The sequence below is a fragment of the Mangrovimonas sp. ST2L15 genome (genome assembly GCF_001280515.1).
GTDB lineage: Bacteria > Bacteroidota > Bacteroidia > Flavobacteriales > Flavobacteriaceae > Mangrovimonas > Mangrovimonas futianensis.
In genome coordinates this window covers 16,972-42,284 of the sequence record NZ_LBIQ01000019.1, presented here as the reverse complement: position 1 = coordinate 42,284, position 25,313 = coordinate 16,972, and the positions used below count along the sequence as shown (strand labels likewise).

Below are 25,313 nucleotides of genomic sequence, written 5' to 3'. Positions count from 1 at the left end.
GTCTTAATAGTATTGCGTTAGCCAATGAGCAAGATTGAAGAGATTGTCAGCACTTTAGAAACTAGAATTAATAAGGTTTTAAATAGAATGGAAGTGCTAAAGGAAAACAATCAAAAATTGGAACATCAGCTTCAATCATCTCGCTTAGAGCTTCAAGAAAAGGAGAATGAAATTACTTCTTGGAAAGAAAAATACGAAGCTTTAAAGGTAGCTAATACAATGCTAGGTAGTGACAATAATAAAAGAGAGACCAAGCTCAAAATAAATTCATTGATTCGGGAAATTGACCATTGTATAGCACAGTTGTCCGAATAATGTCAAAAAACGGATTTCATGGCGGATGATAAGCTAAAAATCAAGCTTTCGATAGCAAATAGAGTATATCCGTTGACTATTCATCCAAGTCAGGAAGAAGGTCTACGTAAGGCATCAAAAAAAATTGAGGCCATGATTAGACAATTTGAGCAAAGTTATTCCGTTAGAGATAAACAAGATGTTTTGGCCATGTGTGCCTTACAGTTTGCCTCACAGGCGGAGCAGAAAACTATAGATAAAAATGTGATAAGTGAGCAAGTGGAGGATAAGTTAATAGCTTTAAATCAACTTCTTGAAAATCACAGCTCTTAACGTTCTTTAAAATAAAAAGGTTACTGCCTACATTAGTTATTTTTTTTGGTAAACTCAACATTAATTCTTTAAAAAGGGTGAGTTTAAGTTGTAAAAGCGTGCTGTCTTTGAGCAGATACTTGATCAGCTTGTTAGCCCTAAACTTGTTTTTAAGGAGTTTATAAAAACGTCAAACTAGTGTAGGCTTTTTTTATATATAATTAACTAAACTAAACATGGATAATAACGCAATTATATTAATTGTAGGAGGCGTAGTTTTAGGAGTGGTTATTGGTTTTATCATTGCTAAAATGATAGAAAAGAAAGCTGCATCAAAACTCATTAACGAAGCTAAAAAATCGGCTGAATCAATTTTAAAAGAGGCTCAATCAGAAGGAGAGTCAATAAAAAAAGATAAAATACTTCAAGCAAAGGAGAAGTTTATTGAATTAAAATCTGAGCATGAAAAAGTAATCATGTCTCGAGACAAGAAGATGGCTGATGCCGAAAAGCGCACAAGAGATAAAGAATCTCAGGTATCTAGTGAGCTTTCCAAAAACAAAAAATTAAATGATTCTTTGGAGCAAAAGGTGAAAGATTACAATCACAAGTTGGAAATTTTAGACCGAAAGCAAGATGAATTAGATAAATTACATAAAAGCCAAGTACAACAGCTAGAAGTAATTTCTAGCTTATCAGCTGAAGAAGCCAAAGAACAATTGGTGGAATCTCTTAAAGGTGAGGCTAAAAATGAGGCATTGAGTTATGTTCAAAATGCCATGGAAGAAGCCAAGATGACGGCCCAACAGGAAGCCAAGAAAATCATCATTAATACCATTCAGCGTATCGGAACCGAGGAAGCAGTGGATAACTGTGTTTCTGTTTTTAACATAGAGTCTGATGACGTAAAAGGACGAATCATTGGTCGTGAAGGTAGAAACATTCGCGCTATTGAGGCGGCTACAGGTGTAGAGATTATCGTGGATGATACACCAGAGGCAATTATCTTATCTTGTTTTGACTCCGTTAGACGTGAAGTAGCTCGTTTATCATTGCATAAATTGGTGACCGACGGACGTATTCACCCAGCTAGAATTGAGGAGATCGTTAAGAAAACACGTAAGCAAATAGATCAAGAAATAATTGAGGTTGGTAAGCGTACCGTTATCGATTTAGGAATTCATAACCTGCATCCAGAATTGGTGAAAATGGTAGGTAGAATGAAATACCGTTCTTCATATGGCCAAAACTTATTACAGCACTCTAGAGAAGTAGCAAAATTGTGTGGCGTTATGGCTGCTGAATTGGGATTAAATCCTAAGTTGGCTAAACGTGCTGGTTTGCTTCACGATATAGGAAAAGTTCCAGATACGGAAGCGGACATGGAAACCCCTCACGCTATCTTAGGAATGCAATGGGCAGAAAAATTTGGTGAAAAGGATGATGTTTGTAATGCGATTGGTGCACACCATGATGAAATAGAAATGAAATCATTACTAGCTCCAATTATCCAAGTCTGCGATGCCATTTCAGGAGCAAGACCAGGTGCACGTCGTCAAGTACTTGATAGTTATATCCAAAGGTTGAAAGACTTAGAAGATATCGCTTTCGGATTCCAAGGTGTGAAAAAAGCATATGCTATTCAAGCAGGTCGTGAACTTCGGGTGATTGTAGAAAGTGATAAAGTAAACGATCAAAATGCAGCGGATCTGTCATTCAATATCTCACAAAAAATTCAAACCGATATGACCTATCCAGGTCAGGTTAAGGTGACCGTAATTCGGGAAACAAGAGCGGTGAATATCGCTAAATAGATTAAAGGAAATCCGATGGAAACATCGGATTTTTTATTTTCTGGGATGAAAGTTATTGACCACGTCTTTTAAGTGGCTTTTCTCAACGTGCATATAAATTTCAGTTGTTGTGATGCTTTCATGACCCAAAAGTTGCTGAATGGATCTTAAATCAGCACCATTTTCAAGCAAATGAGTTGCAAACGAATGTCTAAAGGTATGAGGTGAAATGGTTTTGTTTAATCCTATTTTCTCCGATAGTCGTTTGATAATGGTAAAAATCATGGCTCGTGTCAATTGTTTTCCTCGTCTGTTTAGAAACAAGGTGTCCTCATGACCTTTTTGAATGTTCAAATGATTCCTGATTTCTGATTGATAAATATGGATGTATTTTTGAGTAGAAGGCACTATAGGTACAAACCGTTGTTTATCGCCCTTCCCAGTCACCTTAATAAAGCCTTCTTCAAAATAGAGATCTGATAGTTTTAAATGGGTTAATTCACTTACACGCAAACCACAACTATATAGTGTTTCCAATATGGCGCGATTGCGTTCCCCTTCTGGTTTGCTTAAATCAATGGCTTGAATCAATAAATCAATATCGTTTTCAGATAGAGTGTCGGGTAGTTTTCTACCTATTCTAGGAGAATCTATGAGATCCAACGGATTGTCTTTTCGGTAATCCTCAAACACCAAATACCCAAAAAAACTTCTTAGACCTGAGATGATTCTCGCTTGGGAGCGCGCATGAAGCTCTTTGGCAATGGTATAAATAAACTCCTGAATAATATCCTTCTCAATGGAAAGAGGAGAAATAGAAAGAGACCTATTTTCTAAAAATAAAATAAGTTTTTCAACGTCCAGACAATAATTGTCAATGGAATTTTCAGAAAGTCCGCGTTCTATCTTTAAATAAAGGCGGTAATCTTTTAAGGCTGCTTCCCATTTCATGGCACTAAAATAAACCTTCCATTTTGAATGACCAATAGATCAAAACTGCCGTTTTGTAAGTAATTCCTACAGACTCAGAGTCTCAATAGGTTAGGGTTAATTGTTAATAAACCTGTTGAAAACGGTGGTATAATATGTTGATAACCATAAAAAAATGATTATTTTCACATTATAAACCTTAATTATAACAACATGAAAAAGCTATTGTTTATTGTGATTTTATCCTTGGCTGGGTGGACTTCAACTCAGGCACAGGTGTTTAAATTGGGTGGTAACATTGGACTTCCAATGGGTGATGCTTCAGATATTTCAGATTTAACTGCTGGAGCGGATTTATATGTTTATTTCTTTGATGTTGATTCCTTTTTCAATTTAGGAGTTAACGTTGGATATAGAAATTTCTTCGGAAAAGATATTGATATCTTAGGAGCATCTTATACGGTAGATAATGTACAATATTTACCGGTAACAGCGGCAGGTAGAGTGACTTTGTTTAGTACCTTTTATGCTGGGGCTGATTTAGGTTATGCTTTTGGTCTTTCTGATAACACAGATGGAGGTTTTTTTGCCAAACCAGTTGTTGGAATTGATATAGCTAATGCCATTGAGATATTTCTAGCTTATGACCTTTACACCGGTAAATACAAACTTTCAGATGTTGAAGGTTTTGATGATTATAAATTTGGCAGTTTAAATGCTGGTATTTTATTCGAATTTTAATCATATTAATTAATACTCCCTATCTACAATCCAGGTCTTTTGGGTCTGGATTTTTTCATAAATTTTATTAACTATTTATATTATATACTATTAACAATTATTTTATTATGAGAAAATTATTTTTCGCGGCATGTGTTGCAACATTAGGATGTACATCTATCAATGCGCAGGAGTTTAGCTTTGGCCCTAAAGCAGGTGTGAACTTCGCTACTTTAACTGGAGATATTGAAGATAATGACATGCAAGTTGGATTTCATGTTGGTGGAGCAGCAGAATTTAAATTTAACGAGAAAATGGCTGTACAAGCAGAACTTTTGTATTCAAGACAGGGAACTAAGTACAGTGATTCTGAATCTGAAACTTTTAATGGTGTAACTTATAGATATGAAGCAGAAGAAAATATCCGTTTTGATTACATTAATATCCCATTTAGCTTCAAGTATTATATCGTAAACGGTTTTTATGCAAGTGCAGGACCTCAAGTTGGTATTTTAGCATCGGCAAAAAGTGAGTATGAGTTTACAGAGTCTGTATCTGGAGGTGGTTTTGATAGTACTGATTCAGGGTCTGGTGATGAAGATATTAAAGATGATGTACTACCTATAGATCTTGGTGGACATATTGGATTAGGATATAGAATGACTAATGGTTTAGAATTTAGTGCTAGATACAATGCTGGATTTGTAAATGTGAATGATGCAGAAGATTCAGATGATTTTGAAATCAAAAACAGTGTCATCCAAGTATCTGTTGGTTTCATGTTCTAAAGCATCATTTTTCAAATAATTAAAACCGAGGCATTAGCTTCGGTTTTTTTTTGCTTTTTAGTTTAAGGGATACAAATAGCTCGTTTTGAGTAATTTGTCCTTAATCGAGTATTTAATCAATTTTATGTTGAAAGAAAATAGTTACATATTGTAATATTAAACTCGTTGTAATGCAAAAAAAATCGATAAAATATTGTTTTTGTCGAAAATCTCGCTATATTTGCTGACACTTAAAAACCTATTTATTCATGAAAAAAGTTGCCCCAATCTTAGCTTTTTTATGTTATTTCTCCCTCATGGCACAACCAGAATATAGGGATATAACACTAGCACCCACAGCAGGATTCAATATGAGTTCTTACAGTGGAGGCGATTACAAAACAAGAAATTCTATCCATTTTGGCGTTATAGCTGAATATTACTTTAGTGACAACTGGAGCGGACGTACTGGTTTAACCTTTGAACCTATGGGGGCCAAGACCAAAGACGGTTATACCGACAAGTTAAGTTTCATTACCATACCTCTTAATGCCAATGTCCATTTAGGATGGGAAAGACAATGGTATGTCAATTTTGGTCCTTCTATTGGCTTTTTGGCTAATGCCGAATGCAGAGGACCCAACGATGAATTAATTAATATTAACGACGACATAGCACCTGTAGATTTTGGATTAGGTGTTGGAGTAGGTCGCATGTTCTCTTTAGGCCAGTTTATGCAATGGTTTGTGGACATACAAGGCTACAAAGGATTTGTGAATATGGACAAGAATGATGTTCTTGAAGACAGCATTACCAATTTTAGAGTATCTGCCAATTTTGGACTTGTAGTGACCTTATAGTTTAAGTAATATATCTCAATTTTGAAGCTAGAGTGAAAACTCTAGCTTTTTTTATACATTTATATTATGAAAAGAATAATGATCATCAATGGGCCCAACTTAAATCTTTTAGGGAAAAGAGAGCCCAAAATATATGGTAGCTTAAGTTTTACAGACTTTCTTGAAGAATTAAGGGAAAAGTATGCCAACTTGCAAATTGATCATTTTCAGTCCAATATTGAAGGCGAACTTATTAGTCAAATTCAGGAAGCAGGTTTTGATGGTGTTTACGATGGCATTGTTTTAAATGCCGCAGCTTTTACCCATACGTCAGTAGGTATTGGGGATGCTGTAGCCGCAATAGAAACACCTGTAGTTGAAGTACATATTTCCAATACTTTTGACCGAGAAGAATTTAGACACGTTTCTTTTATCTCTCCCAATGCTAAAGGTGTCATTGTTGGTTTTGGATTACAAAGTTATGAATTGGCTATTCAGAGCTTTTTTTAGCTAAAATTTGGTTCTTAATTTCTGTAATCCATAAGACAAAACCTTTTCCAGGGATGCAAAATCCCTGACATCACATGAATAATTCATTTGGTCTAGATACCTCAAGTTATTTTTTGTGTCAAATACAAAAATATTGACTGACGTGTTGTTGGATTGATTTTTTGAAAAAAATATAATTTCTATAAAGAGATTTTGGAATTGGCTCTCAACCATAAGATCTGATGAAACCTTCCGTTTGTTGTAGAATTTCAATGGGCTGGTGGCAAACATAACTTGATTATAGGTTTTACTTAACAAATTATGATTTTCGATTTTTGGTAAATCTGGCCACTGCTGTTTTATTAGGTCTGTAGTCAAATGAGCTATTTTGAATCTCAGGGAATCTTTTTGAATGGAATCGGTGGGATTATAGATAAGAGTATAAGCCGTAGAGAAAGCCAGATCATCTAAGCTTAATAAATTACTAAAGTCGTTTTTATCTGGATCATTCAGCTTAATATCATCCTCACAATAGGTGGCACGTGGTAATTTAGGTTTATTGCCCAATTTTTTGCTTTGGATGTGTGAGGATTTGCAACAAATAAATAGTAAAGCAATTGCGAAAACAAAAAAGGCAGGTCTCATGTAATGTGTTGATTTAAAACTAAAAAAGCCCCTAAATATGGGGCTTTTTAAAATTATTTAATAATTACATGCAAATTATTATTTGATTTACAAGTGGATCACTTCGTCATAAGCAGCTGCAACAGCTTCCATAACCGCTTCACTCATGGTTGGGTGAGGGTGGACAGCTTTTAATACTTCGTGTCCAGTGGTTTCCAGTTTTCTACCTAAAACGGCTTCTGCAATCATATCTGTAACACCAGCACCAATCATGTGACATCCTAACCATTCGCCATATTTGGCATCGAAAATAACCTTTACAAATCCATCACTGTTTCCACCAGCTTTTGCTTTTCCTGAAGCAGAGAAAGGAAATTTACCCACCTTAATTTCATATCCTTTTTCTTTGGCAGCTTTCTCAGTTAAACCTACTGATGCAATTTCAGGGGCACAATAGGTACAACCAGGAATGTTCCCGTAATCTAATGCCTCAACGTGCATCCCTTTAATTTTTTCAACACAAAGAATTCCTTCAGCAGAGGCAACGTGTGCCAATGCCTGTCCTGGAGTCACATCTCCAATGGCATAATATCCTGGAATATTAGTTTGATAGAAATCGTTAACTAGAATCTTGTCGCGGTCAACTACAATCCCGACATCTTCTAACCCTATGTTTTCAATGTTTGTTTTGATTCCAACTGCAGAAAGTACCACGTCAGCTTCTAAAACTTCTTCTCCTTTTTTGGTTTTAACCGTAGCTTTCACACCGTCTCCAGAAGTATCCACTTTAGTCACTTCGGCAGAAGTCATGATTTTGATACCATTTTTCTTGAAGCTTCTTTCCAACTGTTTAGACACTTCCTCATCTTCCACAGGAACTACGTTCGGCATAAATTCAACGATGGTAACCTCTGTTCCCATAGAGTTGTAGAAATAAGCAAACTCCACTCCAATAGCTCCAGAACCTACCACAATCATTTTCTTAGGCTGTGTTTTTAGACTCATAGCCTCACGGTAACCTATTACTTTTTCTCCATCTTGTGGTAAGCTAGGTAGTTCACGAGAACGTGCACCAGTAGCAATTATAATGTGATCAGCACTATATTCAGTACCATCAACGTCTATTTTTTTACCTGGTTTTAGCTTCCCAAATCCCTCAATAACGTCTATTTTGTTCTTCTTCATTAAGAATTGAACACCTTTGCTCATACCTTCTGCAACCCCTCGGCTACGCTTCACAACAGCATCAAAATCCTTATCATATTCTGATACGGAAAGACCATAGTCTCCAGCATGTTTTAAATATTCAAAAACTTGTGCCGACTTCAACAAGGCTTTGGTAGGAATACATCCCCAATTCAAACATACCCCTCCTAAGTTTTCTTTTTCTACAATGGCTGTTTTAAACCCTAATTGTGATGCTCTAATGGCAGTAACGTAACCTCCAGGACCACTACCTAGAACAATAATATCGTATTTACTCATGAGAAATTATTTTGTCATTTTTAGAAGCTACGAAGGTACGAAACCTAAAGCTAAAAAGGAATTTACCATTTAAAAAAATGATACCTTTGTTAGGAAAGCCATCATCTATGAATATACCTCGATTGAGTTATCCCCGAATCGTGATTATTGGCGGCGGATTTGCCGGTTTAAGTTTAGCTAAGAAGTTAGCGGGTAAGGAGGCCCAAGTTGTTATGCTGGATAAGCATAATTATCACACATTTCAACCGTTACTTTATCAAGTTTCTACCGGTGGATTAGAGCCAGATTCTATAGCTTATCCCCTAAGGAAAGTATTAAAAAATTATCCTAATATTCTTTTTAGGTTAGCTCATGTGGAAGAGATAGATGTACAAGCTAAAAAGATCTTTACAGACATAGGGAGTTTAAAGTATGATTATCTTGTCATTGCCACGGGTTCAGAAACTAATTTCTTTGGCAACCAAGCTTTGGAAACCCATGCGATGGCTATGAAATCTATTCCGCAGTCTTTGAATTTGCGTAGTTTAATGTTGGAAAACTTTGAAGATGCCTTGTTGACTTCCGATTTAAATGAACGCAATAAACTGATGAATTTTGTCATCGTTGGCGCAGGTCCAACAGGTGTGGAATTAGCAGGGGCCTTGGCGGAGATTAAGAAAGGGATACTTCCAAAAGATTATCCCGATTTGGACACAAGAATGGTTCAGATTAATTTAATTCAATCGGGTGATCGGGTGCTTAAGGAAATGAGTGAAAAAGCTTCAGAAAAAGCTGAAGAATTTTTAGAGGATTTGGGAGTCAATGTTTGGAAAAATTTACGCGTGACGGGTTATGATGGCCAATTGGTCACTACCAATACAGATGTTTCTTTTGAGGCTGCCACACTGGTTTGGGCAGCAGGTGTGAAAGGGGCATCTATAAAAGGATTGGATAGTGAGGACTTTGTAAATAGAGGCAATAGAATTTTAGTGGATGCCTACAATCAGGTGAAAGGGGTTGAAAATATTTTTGCTGTTGGAGATGTAGCTTGTATGGTGAGTGAAGAATTTCCGCAAGGTTTGCCTATGATGGCTCAACCGGCCATTCAGCAGGGAAAGCAATTGGGAGAGAATATCACACGATTGCTTGAAAGGAAATCTCTAAAACCATTTGTTTATAAGGATAAGGGGGCTATGGCAACTATAGGAAGAAACAAAGCCGTAGTGGATTTAAAACATTGGAAGTTTCAAGGGGTTTTTGCGTGGTTCGTTTGGATGTTGGTTCATTTATATGCTTTAATAGGGTTTAGAAATCGGGTAGTGGTCTTCGTAAACTGGGTATATAATTACATTCGATTTGATAGGGAGGCGCGATTAATTATCAGACCTTTTAAAAAAAGGAAGTATCGGGATTGAAAAATTTGTTGTAAAATTCTGACTTACAATGTTTTTTGGTTAACTTTATAGGGAGATACTAACTAAAATTTTATTCGATGAAAAAAATTATCCTTCCAATGGTGATGATCTTCACCATGGTTATGTATCCCCAAATGAAAAAAAATGGAACTATTTATGACCAGCATCCTGCTATAAGCGTGGTCGAAGAAATGCAACAAGCCTTTGTTGCAGGTGACAGTGCCAAAGTGGCTTCTTATCTAACTAGTGATTTTAAAATGTATGATGGTTTTAATTCAAACCCCGATTATGAGGGAAGAACGAGAGACCAATTTTTAAACTCGATCAAGGGTTGGCAGAAATACACGGATTATATGAGTTTAGAACGTTTCCCCGGTGCTTATCCAGATGCCTTAGAATATAAAAAGGATGAATCTGGGTTATGGGTACAAACGTGGGATATGTTAAAAGGCATGGATAAAGAAACGGGAGTTAAATTGAATATGCCTGTTCATCGCTTGTATAAAATGGATGATAACAACAAGATTCAGATGTTGATTACTTATGATGATAATGCTGTTTGGATGAAAAACAGGGAAGCTTTTAACCCGAGAACAAACGGAACGATTTACAACCAACATGAGAATATCAATACCGTTCGTAAAATGGTAGGCGCCTTGGAGAATGGTGATGTTGATAAAGGTTTTAGCTATTTTACTGATGATGCCCGATTTACCAGTTTAGACATGAAAGAGGGTGAATTTAGAACTACAAAAGATGAAAAAGAACATTTTTATGAATTCTTAAAGGGTTATGATATTGAGGGAATGGATATGCGAGGTTACCCCGATTACTTGGAATATGAGATAGGGAAATCCAAACTTGTTCAATCTTGGTGGGATTTTAGAATCAAACGCAAGTCTGATGGGAAAAAATATAAAATTCCTATTTTCTTCATCCACTATTTTAATGATGATGGAAAAATCACAAGGGAATCAGGTTACTACACTTTGAGTTCAATGAAGGAGTAAGTGTAAAAATAATAGTTAAAAAAAGCCTTTTAAAAAAGAAGGCTTTTTTTTATTCTTTGGTGCCATTTTCAAAATCCAAACTTCCAGAATTAACACAATAGCGCAAACCGGTAACTGTTGGGCCATCATTAAACACATGCCCCAAATGTCCGCCACATTGTGAACATAAAATTTCTGTTCTCACCATCCCATGAGTTCGGTCTTCTTTATAAACAATAGCATCTTTGATGGCTTTATCAAAGCTTGGCCAGCCGCAATGAGACTCAAACTTACTATCACTTTCAAATAACTTTTGGGAACATCCAGCGCAATAATAGGTGCCATTTTCAAAATGAAGGTTATATTTTCCTGTATTAGGACGCTCGGTTCCTTTTTGCCTTAAAATATAGTATTGTTCATCAGTTAGCTCATTTTTCCATTCTGTATCCGTTTTTTGAACGGTATAGTTTGGTTTTTCGGTCATGGTTTTACGTTCTTGAGATTGACAATTGGTAAAAATAAAAATAGCTAATAAAAATGGTAAATATTTCATGAGGTTTATGGTTTACCTGTTTGGTCGTATATGTAGGAAATACCTAACGTAGATTTTAAGTTTAATTAATCGGAAATAACTTCTTATTAACCACATAATTTATTAAATTTATAATGTTCATTCAGTTTAAATTTTAAAATCTGTAAAAAAAGTGGATAAAACATACCAATTTGATAGTTCTAGCCATTTTTAATTTATTCCTTAATTAATTCCAATTTACTTAAAATGAAAGTATTACATGTAAGTGCCGAGTGTTACCCTATTGCTAAAATAGGAGGTCTTGCAGATGTGGTTGGGGCTTTGCCTAAATATCAAAAAAACCAAGGAGTTGAAAGTTCGGTAATTATGCCCTTCTATGAGAATAAGTTTACTAATTCAAATCATTTTGAGAGCATCTATGATTCGGAATTATTGTTAGGAGGCATAAGTCATTCGTTTAGTGTTTTGAAATTACAGGACACAGATATTTTGGATATTGATGTGTTCTTCATAGATGTTCCAGATTTACTCTACAAGGATTTTGTTTACTCCTTTGATGATACAGATCGATTTTTAGCTTTTCAAATTGCCTTTTTAGATTGGTTGTTAACGTTGAATAAACAGCCTTCCATCATACATTGCCATGACCATCATACAGGGTTGGTTCCATTTATGCTTCAAGAATCTTTGAAATATAAAAACTTAAAAGATATTCCAGTTATTTTGACAATCCACAATGCACAATATCAAGGTTGGTTTTCACATGATAAGGTGAGTTATATTCCTCCTTTTGATTTTGAAAAAGTTGGTTTGTTGGATTGGGGCGGAGTAATTAATCCTTTGGCGGCGGGTATTAAATGTGCTTGGGCAGTTACCACTGTTTCTCCAAGTTATATGGAAGAATTACAACATGCTGCTAACGGATTGGAAAGTCTATTAAGTGAAGAAAAGGACAAATGTGTAGGTATTTTAAATGGTATAGACGATGAAGTCTGGAATCCCGAAACAGATGAATTTATAGTCAAAAATTATTCCGCAAGGAACGTGCATGTGGGCAGACAAGAAAATAAAGATTGGCTTTGTAATAAATTTGGATTGGATAATGAAAAACCATTGTTTGCTTTCATAGGTCGATTAGTAGGTGAAAAAGGAGCAGATCTATTGCCTCAAGCTATTGAAATAGGTTTAGAATCTAACGATATTAATGTGTTGGTGTTAGGATCTGGTCACAAGGAAATAGAGGAACAATTAGATAATTTAAAAAATAAATATGCTGGGAGTTATAATGCCTTTATAGGATATGACGAAAAGTTATCTCATATCATTTATGCTGGTGCAGATTTCTTGTTGATGCCATCTCGGGTAGAGCCTTGTGGATTAAATCAATTATATGCCCTTAGGTATGGAACGGTTCCAATTGTGAGAAGGGTTGGAGGTTTAAAAGATACTGTTATTGATATAGGTGATGGTGGTTTTGGTATTTGCCACAATGAAACATCTGTTCATGATATCGTCTTCTCCATAGAAAGAGCTACCCAGTTTTATAAGAAAACAACCGCTTTTAAAAAGGTTAAAAAAGTCATGATGGATATTGACCATTCATGGAATGCATCAGCCAAACAATATTTGAAATTATATAAATCTTTAAATTAACAAGCTATTATGATCAATGAGAAAGTATTATCCGTCATTTTAGGCGGAGGTCAAGGAACAAGGTTATACCCGCTTACAGATAGTCGATCCAAACCAGCAGTGCCAATTGCAGGAAAATACCGTTTGGTAGACATTCCTATTTCCAATTGTATCAACTCTGATATTAAAAGGATGTATGTATTGACCCAGTTCAATTCAGCCTCTCTTAATAGACATATCAAAAACACCTATCACTTCAGTTTTTTTAGTTCGGCATTTGTCGATGTTTTGGCAGCGGAACAAACACCAGAGAATAAAACATGGTATCAAGGAACTGCTGATGCAGTGCGTCAAGGTATGCATCACTTTGCAAAACATAAGTTTGATTACTTTTTGATTTTGTCTGGAGATCAATTGTATCATATGGATTACAATTTAATGATTGAACAGCATATCAGCACTGGGGCAGATATTACTATTGGTACCGTTCCAGTGAATGCTAAAGATGCCCCAGGTTTTGGAATCTTGAAAACTGATGAGGAGAATAATATAACCTCTTTTACAGAAAAGCCAACCAGTGATTTATTACCGGATTGGACGTCACCAACGGGTCCAGAAATGGAAGCTGAGGGAAGACATTATCTTGGAAGTATGGGGATTTATGTATTTAACAGACAATTGCTGGTCGATTTAATGAATGACCCATCAACAGTTGATTTTGGAAAGGAAATTATTCCGCAAGCTATTGGAAATAAAAAGGTTTGTAGCTATCAATTTGAAGGTTATTGGACTGACATCGGGAATATCGATTCCTTTTTTGAGGCCAATATCGGTTTAACGGATGATATTCCTAAGTTCAACTTATATGATATCGACCAAAGAATATATACCAGAGCACGTATTTTACCAACCTCCAAAATTGCCGGGACTCATTTAGATAAGGCAGTTATTGGTGAAGGATGTATCATACATGCCAAACAAATCACTTCTTCAGTCATTGGGATTAGATCTAGAATTGGAAAAGGTTCCGTGGTAACCAAAACTTACATGATGGGTACCGACTTTTATGAGTCCTTAGAAGAAATAGAAAGAAAGCATATTGAAATTTTAGCCGGTATAGGTGAAAATTGCAATATAAATAATACAATCGTTGAAAAGAATTGCAGAATTGGGGATAATGTGACCATTAATGGAGGCTCACATTTGGAAGATGGTGAAACAGATTTATATGTAATCAAGGATGGAATAGTGGTTCTTAAAAAAGGAGTAGTGATACCTTCTGGAACAGTAATTGGATAATATGGCAAAAGTAACTCCCTTTAGTTTATTTACAGAGTTTGATATCAATCTTTTTAAAGCTGGAAAACATTACAGACTTTATGAGAAAATGGGATCCCATATTACTGAGGTCAAAGGAATAGAAGGAACATATTTTGCGGTTTGGGCTCCTGGAGCAAAAAAGGTATCTGTTGTTGGCGATTTCAATTTTTGGAAGGATGGTGAGTATGAATTAATGGTTCGTTGGGATGGTAGTGGTATATGGGAAGGTTTTATCCCTGGAATAGGAAAAGGCAACCTTTACAAATACAAAATTCACAGTAGCCATAACGGAATCATTACTGAGAAAGCCGATCCTTATGCCAGAAGATGTGAGCATCCACCAAGTACTGCATCTGTTATTTGGGAAGATTCTTATAAATGGAAAGATGCCAAGTGGATGAAAAGCCGAAAGAATCATAATTCTTTAGAATCGCCATTTTCAGTTTATGAGGTGCATTTGGGATCCTGGAAAAAAAGGGTAGAAGAAGACCGTTCACTTTCCTATTTTGAGTTGGCTGACGAGTTGGTTGCTTATGTGAAAGATTTGAACTTTACACATGTTGAGTTGATGCCGGTTATGGAATATCCTTTTGATCCCAGTTGGGGATATCAAATTACGGGGTATTTTGCACCAACGTCCCGTTTTGGGTACCCAGAAGAATTTAAATTTTTAGTTGATAAACTACATCAAGAGGGTATTGGTATTATTCTGGATTGGGTGCCTTCTCATTTTCCAGAGGACGCACATGGTTTAGGAAATTTTGATGGAACCTGTGTTTATGAACATCCAGATAAAAGAAAAGGGTACCACCCTGATTGGAAAAGTTTGATCTTTAATTATAGTAGAAATGAAGTCAGATCCTTTTTGATTAGTAATGCCATATTTTGGTTGGATCAATATCACGTTGATGGCCTAAGGGTTGATGCTGTTGCTTCTATGCTTTATCTTGATTATAGTAGAGAAGAAGGTGAATGGGAACCGAATCAATTTGGTGGCAATGAAAATTTGGATGCTATTTCATTTCTTGAAGATCTAAACAAAGAAGTATATGCCTCTTTTCCAGACGTTCAAACGATAGCCGAAGAATCTACGGCTTATTCAGGAGTTTCAAAACCAGTTTTTTTAGGAGGATTGGGGTTTGGAATGAAATGGATGATGGGCTGGATGCACGATACTTTGGAATATTTTGCAAAAGCACCGGTTCATAGAAAATATCATCAAGATGATATTACTTTTTCCATGACTTATGCCTTTACAGAGAATTTCATGTTGCCATTATCTCATGATGAAGTTGTACATGGAAAGCGCTCTATAATAGGTAGAATGCCAGGTGATGAATGGCAACGGTTTGCCAATTTAAGACTACTATATAGTTATATGTTTGCCCATCCAGGAACCAAGTTGATGTTTCAAGGAGATGAATTTGGTCAATATGATGAATGGGATTTTCAATCGAGTTTGGATTGGCATTTATTGGATTATAAAGTCCATAAAGGTGTTCAATTATTGATTAAAGACTTGAATATTTTTTACAAGCAAGAACCAGCACTTTATAAAACACAATTTATTCAAGATGGTTTTGAATGGATTGATTACAATGATCATGAAAATTCTGTTTTATCTTTTATAAGAAAAGGGGAGAATAAAAAGGAAGATGTCATTGTAGTCTGTAATTTAACGCCGGTACCAAGGGAAAAGTATCGAATAGGTCTTTCAAAAACTGGAAAAATCAAAGAAGTTTTTAATAGTGATTTGGAAAAATATAGCGGAACAGGAAACTATAAAAATCCGACAAAGTCGGTTTCAGCCAAATCATGGCATTTTAGGAAATATTCTGTTGTGATTGATTTACCACCCTTGGCCATGGTAGCTTTTAAATATGAAAAATGATAATTAACTTGTTTCAAACGTTATAGTTAATAAAAACTGCATATGTTTCTACATAAGCAGTTTTTTTTATGACAGCAATTGTTTTCTTTTACAATATTTTTATTTAATCAATGTCAGGTTATGATTATTAATACAGAGTTAGAGCAAAAAGGAAATACGTTTCCCTCTAAAATAGTTTCTTATACTAAAGATGTTGATACCTTGGTATTTACTACTGAAAATGATGTCGCACTTCAAATTCAAATACTAAGGGACAGTGTTTTAAGATTTAGATATTCAACTACTGGAATCTTTTCTCCAGATTTTTCATATGCCATCACCAAGTATGCCAGTACTGGTTACAACCAATTGGAAATTGAAGAGGCAGAAAACAGTTATATTATTACCACCTCAAAACTTATTTGTAAAGTATCCAAGGCCAATCTAAAGGTTGAACTTTATGATAGTAAGGATCAAACCTTAATCAACCAAGATGAATTGGGTTTCCACTGGGAAGAAAGTTATGAGTTTGGTGGTGATATTGTAAAAATGAGTAAAGTTTCCCAAGAAGGGGAAAGTTATTATGGATTGGGTGATAAACCCAACCACCTTAATCTGAAAGGAAGACGCTATGAGAACTGGGTTACAGATTCTTATGCCTTCGGAAAAGATACCGATCCCATTTATAAAGCAATTCCGTTTTACACGGGGTTAATCAATAAAAAGGCATACGGCGTATTTTTTGACAATACGTTCCGTTCCTATTTTGATTTTGCTCAGGAAAGACGCAATGTGACAAGCTTTTGGGCACAGGGCGGTGAAATGAATTATTACTTTTTCTACGGACCTAAAATGACGGACGTAGTAGAAGCCTATACAGATTTAACTGGAAAGCCACACCAATTACCACCTTTATGGGCTTTAGGTTTCCATCAATGTAAATGGAGCTATTACCCAGAAAGTAAGGTTAAGGAAATTACTTCAAAGTTTAGAGAACTTCAAATTCCTTGTGATGCCATTTACTTGGATATCGATTATATGGAAGGTTTCCGTTGCTTTACTTGGAACAAGGACTATTTTCCTGATCCAAAACGAATGGTGAAAGAATTGGAAAAAGAAGGATTCAAGACGGTTGCCATCATCGATCCGGGAATAAAAGTAGATAAAGATTATTGGGTCTATCAGGAAGGATTGGAGAATGATTACTTCTGCAAGCGTGCCGATGGACCATACATGAAAGGGAAAGTTTGGCCAGGAGAGTGTTATTTTCCAGATTTCACAAATCCAGAAGTTAGAGAATGGTGGTCTGGTTTGTTCAAAGAACTCATAGAGGATATCGGAATTAAAGGGGTTTGGAATGATATGAATGAACCCGCTGTTATGGAAGTGCCTAATAAAACCTTTCCAGATGATGTAAGACATGATTATGAAGGTAACAGATGCAGTCATAGAAAAGCACATAATATTTACGGTATGCAAATGGCAAGGGCGACCTATCAAGGATTGAAGAAGTTTTCTTATCCAAAGCGTCCATTTGTAATTACTAGAGCAGCTTATTCAGGAACACAACGATATACCTCAACTTGGACAGGTGACAATGTGGCTAATTGGGAACACTTATGGGTGGCCAATATCCAAGTGCAACGTATGGCCATGTCAGGATTTTCTTTCGCCGGTAGTGATATAGGGGGATTTGCTGAACAACCACACGGCGAACTCTTTGCTAGATGGATTCAATTGGGTGTTTTTCATCCATTTTTTAGAGTGCATTCCTCAGGACATCATGGAGATCAAGAGCCATGGACTTTTGATGAGGATGTGACAGAGATAGTAAAGAAATTTATTGAACTTCGTTACCAATTATTACCTTATTTATATACCACTTTTTGGCATTATGTGGAAAAAGGAACACCAATGGTAAAGTCCTTGGTTATGTTTGATCAAGAAGATTCGCACACTCATTACAGAACAGATGAGTTTGTCTTTGGTGAACATATTTTGGGCTGTCCTATTTTAGAACCTAATGCAAAAGGTAGAAGAATGTATTTACCAAGAGGTAAATGGTATAACTTCTGGACTGATACCGTAGTACGTGGCGGTAAGGAAATGTGGGTAGATGCAGATATTGATAGAATGCCTATTTTTATAAAAGAAGGAGCTATTATTCCAAAGTATCCAGTACAACAATATGTGGGAGAAAAAGTGATTGATGAAGTGGTCTTAGATGTGTATTATAAAAAAGGAAAAGAGGATAGTCAATTTTTTGATGATTCACATGATGGTTATGACTACACAAAAGGACGCTTTTGTCTTAGAACATTTAAATTGACGGGAAGAGATAACCAGTTGATTATTCAACAACACAAGGAAGGTTCCTTTGAAACGGAGTACAAGAAGTTCAAAATTCAAATTCACGGTTTGCCTTTTGAAATTACCAATATCGAATTGGATAATGAATCAAAACCATTAGAACATCTTAAAGTTAATGGTTGTCAAACCATAGTGGTGGATGAGAGTTTTACAGAATTGGATTTTTCTGGTAAGGAATAACTTCAAAGTGTGACAATTTTGTTAATATCCATCCAAAAGGTAGGTTTTTTCGTAAATTTAGTAAAACACAAAACCATTAACTATGAATATTAAAAATAGAATAGTAGCCTTTGGCGGGTTGCTATTGTTCTTATCGTGCGCTACAAATCCATTTACTGGGAAACAAACGATGGCTATGGTGTCTAATGACCAATTGTTCCCATCATCTTTCCAACAGTACAATCAAGTCTTATCAGAAAGTAAAGTCGTGAAAGGTACTGCTGAAGCAGAAATGATCAAACGAGTAGGAGAAAGAATTGCAACGGCATCTGAAAGATGGTTAAATGCTCTAGGGTATCAAGGTTATTTAAAGGATTATCGATGGGAATATAATTTAATTCAGTCTGAAGTGGCAAACGCTTGGTGTATGCCAGGAGGGAAAATCGCCTTCTACACTGGAATTTTACCAATTGCTGAGAATGAAACTGCCATAGCTGCCATTATGGGACATGAAGTTGCACATGCTTTGGCCAATCACGGTCAACAGCGCATGAGTGCTAGTATGTTACAACAAATTGGCGCTGTAGGGTTGAATGTGGCTTTACAAGATGATGAAAATATCGGTTTATATAATCAAGCCTATGGTATTGGGACCACGGTGGGAGGTATGCTACCATTTAGTAGATCACACGAAGAGGAGGCAGATAAAATAGGCTTATATATTATGGCTATCGCTGGGTACAATCCAGATGAGGCTTCAAGATTATGGGTAAGAATGGGGGCAAGTGGCGGACAATCACCTCCAGAAATTTTAAGTACTCACCCATCTACCGATTCCAGGATTGCAAACTTAAAAGCTTTAGCTCCAAAGGCTAAGGCAGAAGCTCAAAAATTTGGAGTGACATCTTACAGACCCATAACAAAATTTTAAATTACGTTAAAGAAATAATACTTACTTTAGGAGCTGCTCAATAAAATGAGCAGTTTTTTTTTATGACACAATTTGAAAAAGGAAGCAAGAAATTATTAAATGCCTGGGCCTTTTATGATTGGGCCAATTCGGTTTATACCCTAACCATCGCTTCAACCATATTTCCCATATTTTATGGGACCCTTAATTTCGTTAATGGGAATCAAGTACCCATTTTTGGATTAGAGATTAAAAACACAGCACTTATCTCGTTTATCACAGCTTTTGCTTTTTTGGTTGTTGCATTTACATCGCCTATCCTTTCGGGAATTGCCGATTTTGTTGGTAATAAAAAGGCTTTTATGAAGTTTTTCTGTTATTTGGGCGGCTTAGGTTGTATTGGTATTTATTGGTTTAAAATAGAACACATTTATTGGGGACTGTTATTTTATTTTTTTGGATTAATAGGCTATTGGTCCAGTTTGGTTTTTTATAATTCCTATTTGCCAGATATTGCCTATCCTGAGCAGCAAGATAAAATTAGTGCCAAAGGATTTTCTATGGGCTACATAGGAAGTGTTCTTTTATTGATAACCAATTTGGCGATGGTATTATACCCACAATGGTTTGGGTTTGATATAGGAACCACAGAGGAGCAAAAAAATGAAGCAGCAATTGAAGCCATGAGGTGTTCCTTTATTACTGTAGGGATCTGGTGGATTCTCTTTAGTCAATACACTTTTTATGTGCTTCCTAAAGGTGTTTCCAAAGGTCATAAAGTTACAAAGGATGTTTTCTTCAATGGTTTTAAGGAATTGAAAACAGTTTGGGGAGCTCTCAAAGAGAACTTACAATTAAAAAGGTATCTATATGCTTTTTTTGTTTATAGTATGGCTGTACAAACTATTATGTTGGTGGCAACCTATTTTGGAGAGCAAGAAATTGAATGGGGTGGAGAAGAAGAGAAAACCATGGGATTGATTGTGAGTATTTTGGTTATCCAAGTACTAGCTATAGTAGGAGCTGTTTTGACTTCTAGAGCCTCGGCTAAGTTTGGGAATATCAAAACGTTAATTGCTGTAAACTTTGTTTGGATGACAATGTGTTTTGTAGCCTATTTTGTAACTACACCCTACCAATTTTACGCTACAGCATCTATGGTAGGTTTGGTAATGGGGGGCATTCAAGCTCTGTCGAGATCTACATATTCTAAATTTTTACCAGAAACCAAGGATACTACATCTTACTTCAGTTTTTTTGACGTGTCTGAAAAAATAGGAATCGTCATTGGAATGGTTTTGTATGGAACCATTGACCAAGTTACTGGTAGTATGAGAAATGCGATTGTGTTCTTGTTTATATTCTTTTTACTAGGGATAATTTTGTTGTTCAGGGTTCCTAGATATCAAAAAGAATAATTTTTATTATGTTTGCTAAAACCCAAATTTTATGAACTATACCAAACAACTGTATTCCAGCTTATTCCTTTTTATTGCCTTATTTTTTATACAATCTTGTGAGAACGAACCTTTGGAAGGTGAGTTCGGAAATGGGGAAATGCCAGCTTCAGAAGGGAATTTTCAGGTAGATTTTAACGGAAGTACGTTTCAAACAAACCAAGTTGGGGCTACGGTGCTCGATAACTTGATTTCAATCGGGGCGGTAAGTGGAGATGAAACTTTTACTTTGGCTATTGTAGGCAATTCTGTAGGTTCCTACGAACTAGGAATTGTTGATTTAAACAATCCTGGCGTTCCAAGTATAGCTGCTTATATTGGGACTCAAAATCCAGCTGAATCAGAGAACCAAACTTGGGGTTCAATCAATCCAACTAATCCGATGAGTTCGGCCGGTACAGTAGTTATTACCAATATAGATAATCAAAACAATACCATTTCAGGAACATTTTTCTTCTCTGGATATAATGCCAATATGCAACCTAATACCATTGAATTCACCAACGGTAGTTTCACCAATATCAGTTTTCAAGCTGGGTTGCCTAATGATAATCCAAATGGCAATGAATTTTATGCCGAAATTGATGGGGTAGAATTTGTAGAGGATGCGATCAATATTGATACAAGCAGCGGCACGAGTATAGGAATTATGGCTACCACAAACAGTCTTGAAAATATGCTGGTGGCACTTCCAGCCGATGTGTCAACTGGAACTTATAATTTTGGAATTCCAGTAAATTTTATGAGTCCTTATGTTCAATATCAAGACTTTAATGATCTTACGAATACACCTCTTCTTGAGGGAACTGTTCATGTGACAACCCATGACTTGTCTACGGGCCATATAGTAGGAACTTTTAATTGTGTTGGAGAGCTTGGTGATGGTTCTACCATGACTATTTCGAATGGTAGTTTTGATGTTTATTACTAATAATATTTTCCTAAGGATACTTAAAAGCCACTCTGACCGGGTGGCTTTTTTATTTATGGGGTTTCATAAAGTAAAAATTCATTATGTTTGCGAAAAACAACTAAATTATGAACCAATCTATCAAATATCTTACTTTTCTATTTTTAGCCTTTTCGGTTTTCACATTTCAATCTTGCGACAATGAAACTTTAGAAGGTGAATTTGGAACTGACTCTGGCAATACAGATCCCGCAGGTTTAGTAGGGGACTGGGAAATGGTTTCTTTTGAAGCTGAAACAACTACAAACTCCAATTATTTAGGACAAGCTATATCTGTCAATGGGGTTATTACAGGATCTGATTTTGATTATGTAGTGACTTTTACTGAGGATGCTTATACTACGAGTGGAAGTTATACGCTAAATGCCGTTTTTTATATGGCTGGTATGGAAATGGAAAATGGATCGGAGACCTATAGTAATGTTTCGGGTAGTGGTACCTACACAACAGAAGATGGAACGATGACCATCAGCGATCCATTTTTTACCTTTGAATTCCAAGGAATGGATTTGTCAGAATTCGGAGGACAACAAACCACCGATTACAATTTGAGTAATGATGGGCAAATTTTAACTTTATCTCAAAATGAAACCATCAATGAAACGGTAAATGGAGTAGAAACAACCACTCAAATTAATTCAACTACCGTTCTTTATAAAATATAAATTGACTTTATATTAAAGATAAAAGCTACTCAAATTTGAGTGGCTTTTTTTTAACACTTTATATTGAAATAACAAGATTAAAAGACTTATTTTTAGTCATTTAACTTAATTTTGATTTGAGTAGGAGTATTATTATTACAATTCTTTTAGTTTTGTCTGTGTCGTGTAATAATGAACCATATGAAGGTCTATTACCAGATGAATTAGCTGCTTTGAATTGTCAACAAGCAATCCAAGCAGTTGAAATGGCCTCTCAGAATTTGGAAAATGCTACGGAACCAACCTATTCAGTATTCTGTAATGATTTAACAGATGCTCTGGAGCATCAAATACAAGCATGTGGAGACCCAGATGGATTACTCCAGAGTCAATTGGATTCCTTAGGCACTTGTGAAAATTGTTTTACTGCAACCTTATCCACTCAAGAAGCTCAAACAGCTTATTATCTTTCAACTGAAGAAACCTATAACGATTTGTGCAATAACTATTTGTTGGCACTGGAATATCAAATTCAATTATGTGGGGATGATGGAACATTGCAGGCAATAATAAATGATTTAGATTGTACTACCTTTCCAAGTTTGGATGGTGAAGCACATGCAGTTATGACTGCCAATATTAATGGAGAACAGTTCAATTTTTTAACGTCATACAGTAGTATTCCCACTGTGGTTACCATTGCTCATATAAATAACGATGATTTCGTTTCTTATAATTATCTTTTGATAAGTGGGACTAACACCCCAGAAGGTAATTCTAGTAATACCAAAACAATATTCCTGTACATTCCAGAAGCCTATTGGCAAGTAGGTACCTATGTTTTAAACTCAGATTCTTTTAATAGTAACGGTCAACCAATTCCCTTTGGAGGTATTGTATATCGAGATGGAACCGGTTATTGGGATACAGACAATGATGGCGATAGCGATGTCTATTCGGTCATTTCCAATGGTAGTTTTAGTATTACCGAATTTAATTTAATAGATAAAGTTGTAAAAGGTACTTTTGAATTTGATTTTGAAATTGTATATGCCGATACAGGACAAATAGCATTGGGTCCATTTCAATGCATGAACGGAACATTTGATTACTCTCTAGATCATCCGTATTTTAATTAAAAAAACCACTCAAATTTGAGTGGCTTAATATAGTTGGCTATTTTTTGTGCATGGTGACACCTCCGTAATCTGAGGATATCTTAACATAGTTTCCGCTGCTTTGACCGCCATAGTGGCCTACATATTTCTTATCACTGCCATCTTTCTCTTTAGAAGTAAAAGTGAAATCATCTCCACCACTTAAGGAAGCATATTCCAAGTCTATATCAAATTGAAACTGATAGTTGGCATTATAACCTACCTTGATGCCTGTATATTCACCATCGATTTCAATATTTTTTGCTCCAGCTGTCATTTCTTCAATTTTTATAGATCCATAATCAGCATCTATCTTAACATTTTGATATACTTCTCCAATTATAACATTAAGGTAGTCTCCTGATCCTTTAATGTTATTGGCCTTTTTGATCTTCATATTGCCATAATCACAATTGTATTCAATACTTTCCACAGCTTCCACTTCAGAATTGGTATAATCTGCATTTATCTTTAAGTTTTTTGATTTAGAAACCGTAAACCCACTGTAATCAGCATTGATATATCCATTATTAATGTAATCAAAATAACAACCACTGGTGTAGTCAAAATTTAGTCGGTTGCTTTCTCCCATGAGCTCTTTAGTGATAATTTTTCCGTAATCACAACTGATGTTGGCATTACCTTCCAATTTGTCTAGATTGATATTTCCATAGTCATTACTAAGGTCAACAGAATTTGAAACGGGCATTTTAACAACGTAGTTAATTTTCATATTCACTTTGTTATTACCGTTCCAGTTCCACCAACTGTTGGATTTATTCTTGTTAAAAATGGTTTTTGCAGAAACCAGGCTAGGGGATGCTTCAAAATCTACGGTAATTTCATCAAGCTTTTGTTGAACCTTATCTAGGTTATTTCCGTCTGTAGTAATGGTAACTTCAATATCAATTTTATTCTCGTTCCAAGTAATGATATTTAGATTTCCGTAACTATTGTCAACTTTTAGTGTGGCATCAGAATTCACCGAAAAGCTTTTTTTGATAGTTTTCTCTTTAGTATGCTTACTTTTTGGCTCAGTTGGGTTTGTAGCCATTAAAAAGGCAGGTGCCAAAAGTAAGATAAAAAGGATGCTATATAGTTTGGTTGCTTTCATTGTTATTGTTTTTTAACTGTTTAACTAATTCAATTTGTTTAAGGGTACTTTCTAAAATGTTGATTCGATTTTGAAAATTCGAAATCATGGCATAAATCACACGTTTGTCATCGCCGCTTTTTCTCAAATCGGATTTGAGCTTTTCATACTCCATTTCCAATTTGCTCATTTGAATCATGGCATCTTTTACCAAAGCTTGGGTATCATGATCGGTAACATTTTCCAGTTTTTTCATTTCAGACTCAATAGAGACTGTGAAAAAACTTTCGGTTTTAGCCAATTCAGGTGATACAGCTGCCAAATCATAGGATGATTCACTAGGCTTATTAACCAAGAGCACTGTTAATACAATGGCAGCAGTAGCGGCAATACCCATAAGAGGTTTCCAAAGTGTTCTCAATTTGGAAGGTTTTTTCAATACCTCTTTATTTTGGTTGTTCAGTTTATCTAGAAACCTTTTTTGGTGTCCTTCATTGGGCACTTCCACATCAAAGGATGTATTAAGGTTTTCAAATAATTTGTCTAATGGATCATTCATAACT

The 25,313-nt window shown here is 35.7% G+C and carries 24 protein-coding genes and 1 other RNA gene; 19 read left to right on the top strand and 6 right to left on the bottom strand.

The genetic code is table 11. The annotated features are described in order from the left end of the window. Window positions 1-24 precede the first annotated feature (24 nt). From ZA07_RS01905 to rny, 4 genes are all read left to right on the top strand, one after another. Window positions 25-315, top strand: coding sequence for a hypothetical protein (locus ZA07_RS01905; RefSeq protein ID WP_053970044.1), 291 nt, complete (start codon window positions 25-27; stop codon window positions 313-315). An 18-nt stretch (window positions 316-333) separates the two neighbouring features. Then, window positions 334-627, top strand: coding sequence for a cell division protein ZapA (locus ZA07_RS01900; protein ID WP_053970043.1), 294 nt, complete (start codon window positions 334-336; stop codon window positions 625-627). Between the two features lie 52 nt (window positions 628-679). Continuing rightward, a non-coding RNA gene (gene ssrS / locus ZA07_RS15840) (6S RNA) lies at window positions 680-787 on the top strand. A 55-nt stretch (window positions 788-842) separates the two neighbouring features. Continuing rightward, window positions 843-2,420 (top strand): ribonuclease Y, encoded by a 1,578-nt coding sequence (gene rny, locus ZA07_RS01895; RefSeq protein ID WP_053970042.1) that lies wholly within the window; start codon window positions 843-845, stop codon window positions 2,418-2,420. A 33-nt stretch (window positions 2,421-2,453) separates the two neighbouring features. Here rny and xerD read toward each other — a convergent pair whose 3' ends face one another. Next, a complete protein-coding gene (gene xerD, locus ZA07_RS01890) occupies window positions 2,454-3,350 on the bottom strand; it encodes a site-specific tyrosine recombinase XerD (protein WP_053970041.1) in 897 nt (298 codons plus the stop codon). Window positions 3,351-3,542: 192 nt separating this feature from the next. On the opposite strand from xerD, the gene ZA07_RS01885 reads away from it, so the two are divergent. The 4 genes from ZA07_RS01885 to aroQ all read left to right on the top strand — a co-directional run bounded on the left by ZA07_RS01885 (window position 3,543) and on the right by aroQ (window position 6,165). After that, entirely contained in the window at window positions 3,543-4,070 is a 528-nt protein-coding gene (locus tag ZA07_RS01885; RefSeq protein WP_053970040.1) for a hypothetical protein, read from the top strand. Window positions 4,071-4,177: 107 nt separating this feature from the next. Beyond that, window positions 4,178-4,837: a porin family protein gene (locus ZA07_RS01880; RefSeq protein ID WP_053970039.1), complete on the top strand. Its 660-nt coding sequence runs from the start codon at window positions 4,178-4,180 to the stop codon at window positions 4,835-4,837. A gap of 248 nt (window positions 4,838-5,085) precedes the next feature. Then, window positions 5,086-5,676 (top strand): porin family protein, encoded by a 591-nt coding sequence (locus ZA07_RS01875; protein WP_053970038.1) that lies wholly within the window; start codon window positions 5,086-5,088, stop codon window positions 5,674-5,676. 66 nt (window positions 5,677-5,742) lie between these two features. Then, window positions 5,743-6,165 (top strand): type II 3-dehydroquinate dehydratase, encoded by a 423-nt coding sequence (aroQ, locus tag ZA07_RS01870; RefSeq protein WP_053970037.1) that lies wholly within the window; start codon window positions 5,743-5,745, stop codon window positions 6,163-6,165. Here the strand turns inward: aroQ and ZA07_RS01865 are convergent, their stop codons facing one another. Beyond that, window positions 6,166-6,711 (bottom strand): hypothetical protein, encoded by a 546-nt coding sequence (locus ZA07_RS01865; protein WP_157492026.1) that lies wholly within the window; start codon window positions 6,709-6,711, stop codon window positions 6,166-6,168. A gap of 165 nt (window positions 6,712-6,876) precedes the next feature. Further along, window positions 6,877-8,253 carry a dihydrolipoyl dehydrogenase gene (gene lpdA / locus ZA07_RS01860; protein WP_053970035.1) on the bottom strand — a complete coding sequence of 459 codons (1,377 nt, stop codon included), beginning with the start codon at window positions 8,251-8,253 and terminating at the stop codon, window positions 6,877-6,879. Window positions 8,254-8,360: 107 nt separating this feature from the next. Between lpdA and ZA07_RS01855 the strand changes: the two genes are divergently transcribed. Both ZA07_RS01855 and ZA07_RS01850 read left to right on the top strand, forming a co-directional pair. Further along, entirely contained in the window at window positions 8,361-9,647 is a 1,287-nt protein-coding gene (locus ZA07_RS01855) for an NAD(P)/FAD-dependent oxidoreductase (protein ID WP_053970128.1), read from the top strand. Between the two features lie 77 nt (window positions 9,648-9,724). Further along, entirely contained in the window at window positions 9,725-10,657 is a 933-nt protein-coding gene (locus tag ZA07_RS01850) for a nuclear transport factor 2 family protein (protein ID WP_053970034.1), read from the top strand. A gap of 49 nt (window positions 10,658-10,706) precedes the next feature. On the opposite strand, the gene msrB is transcribed toward ZA07_RS01850, so the two are convergent. Beyond that, on the bottom strand, window positions 10,707-11,120 hold the full coding sequence (gene msrB, locus ZA07_RS01845; protein WP_053970127.1) for a peptide-methionine (R)-S-oxide reductase MsrB: 414 nt from the start codon (window positions 11,118-11,120) through the stop codon (window positions 10,707-10,709). Window positions 11,121-11,414: 294 nt separating this feature from the next. Between msrB and ZA07_RS01840 the strand changes: the two genes are divergently transcribed. The 9 genes from ZA07_RS01840 (at window position 11,415) to ZA07_RS01800 (ending at window position 23,639) form a co-directional block, all read left to right on the top strand. After that, window positions 11,415-12,821 carry a glycogen synthase gene (locus tag ZA07_RS01840; protein ID WP_053970033.1) on the top strand — a complete coding sequence of 469 codons (1,407 nt, stop codon included), beginning with the start codon at window positions 11,415-11,417 and terminating at the stop codon, window positions 12,819-12,821. A 9-nt stretch (window positions 12,822-12,830) separates the two neighbouring features. Beyond that, window positions 12,831-14,099 carry a glucose-1-phosphate adenylyltransferase gene (locus ZA07_RS01835; protein WP_053970032.1) on the top strand — a complete coding sequence of 423 codons (1,269 nt, stop codon included), beginning with the start codon at window positions 12,831-12,833 and terminating at the stop codon, window positions 14,097-14,099. Window position 14,100: 1 nt separating this feature from the next. After that, window positions 14,101-16,011, top strand: coding sequence for a 1,4-alpha-glucan branching protein GlgB (glgB, locus tag ZA07_RS01830; RefSeq protein WP_053970031.1), 1,911 nt, complete (start codon window positions 14,101-14,103; stop codon window positions 16,009-16,011). A gap of 120 nt (window positions 16,012-16,131) precedes the next feature. Continuing rightward, window positions 16,132-18,540 carry a glycoside hydrolase family 31 protein gene (locus ZA07_RS01825; protein WP_053970030.1) on the top strand — a complete coding sequence of 803 codons (2,409 nt, stop codon included), beginning with the start codon at window positions 16,132-16,134 and terminating at the stop codon, window positions 18,538-18,540. Between the two features lie 82 nt (window positions 18,541-18,622). Next, on the top strand, window positions 18,623-19,450 hold the full coding sequence (locus ZA07_RS01820; protein ID WP_053970029.1) for a M48 family metallopeptidase: 828 nt from the start codon (window positions 18,623-18,625) through the stop codon (window positions 19,448-19,450). Window positions 19,451-19,512: 62 nt separating this feature from the next. Next, window positions 19,513-20,847 carry an MFS transporter gene (locus ZA07_RS01815; RefSeq protein ID WP_053970028.1) on the top strand — a complete coding sequence of 445 codons (1,335 nt, stop codon included), beginning with the start codon at window positions 19,513-19,515 and terminating at the stop codon, window positions 20,845-20,847. Window positions 20,848-20,878: 31 nt separating this feature from the next. After that, complete coding sequence (locus ZA07_RS01810) at window positions 20,879-21,817, top strand: DUF6252 family protein (RefSeq protein WP_053970027.1); 939 nt, start codon at window positions 20,879-20,881, stop codon at window positions 21,815-21,817. Between the two features lie 107 nt (window positions 21,818-21,924). Next, on the top strand, window positions 21,925-22,521 hold the full coding sequence (locus ZA07_RS01805) for a hypothetical protein (RefSeq protein WP_053970026.1): 597 nt from the start codon (window positions 21,925-21,927) through the stop codon (window positions 22,519-22,521). Between the two features lie 116 nt (window positions 22,522-22,637). Continuing rightward, window positions 22,638-23,639 carry a hypothetical protein gene (locus ZA07_RS01800; RefSeq protein WP_157492025.1) on the top strand — a complete coding sequence of 334 codons (1,002 nt, stop codon included), beginning with the start codon at window positions 22,638-22,640 and terminating at the stop codon, window positions 23,637-23,639. 37 nt (window positions 23,640-23,676) lie between these two features. Here the strand turns inward: ZA07_RS01800 and ZA07_RS01795 are convergent, their stop codons facing one another. Continuing rightward, the gene (locus ZA07_RS01795; protein ID WP_053970024.1) at window positions 23,677-24,771 is read right to left on the bottom strand and encodes a hypothetical protein; all 1,095 of its coding nucleotides are present in this window, start codon (window positions 24,769-24,771) and stop codon (window positions 23,677-23,679) included. Next, window positions 24,749-25,309, bottom strand: coding sequence for a hypothetical protein (locus ZA07_RS01790; protein ID WP_053970023.1), 561 nt, complete (start codon window positions 25,307-25,309; stop codon window positions 24,749-24,751). Before ZA07_RS01790 ends, ZA07_RS01795 begins: the two co-directional genes overlap by 23 nt. Window positions 25,310-25,313: the final 4 nt, after the last annotated feature.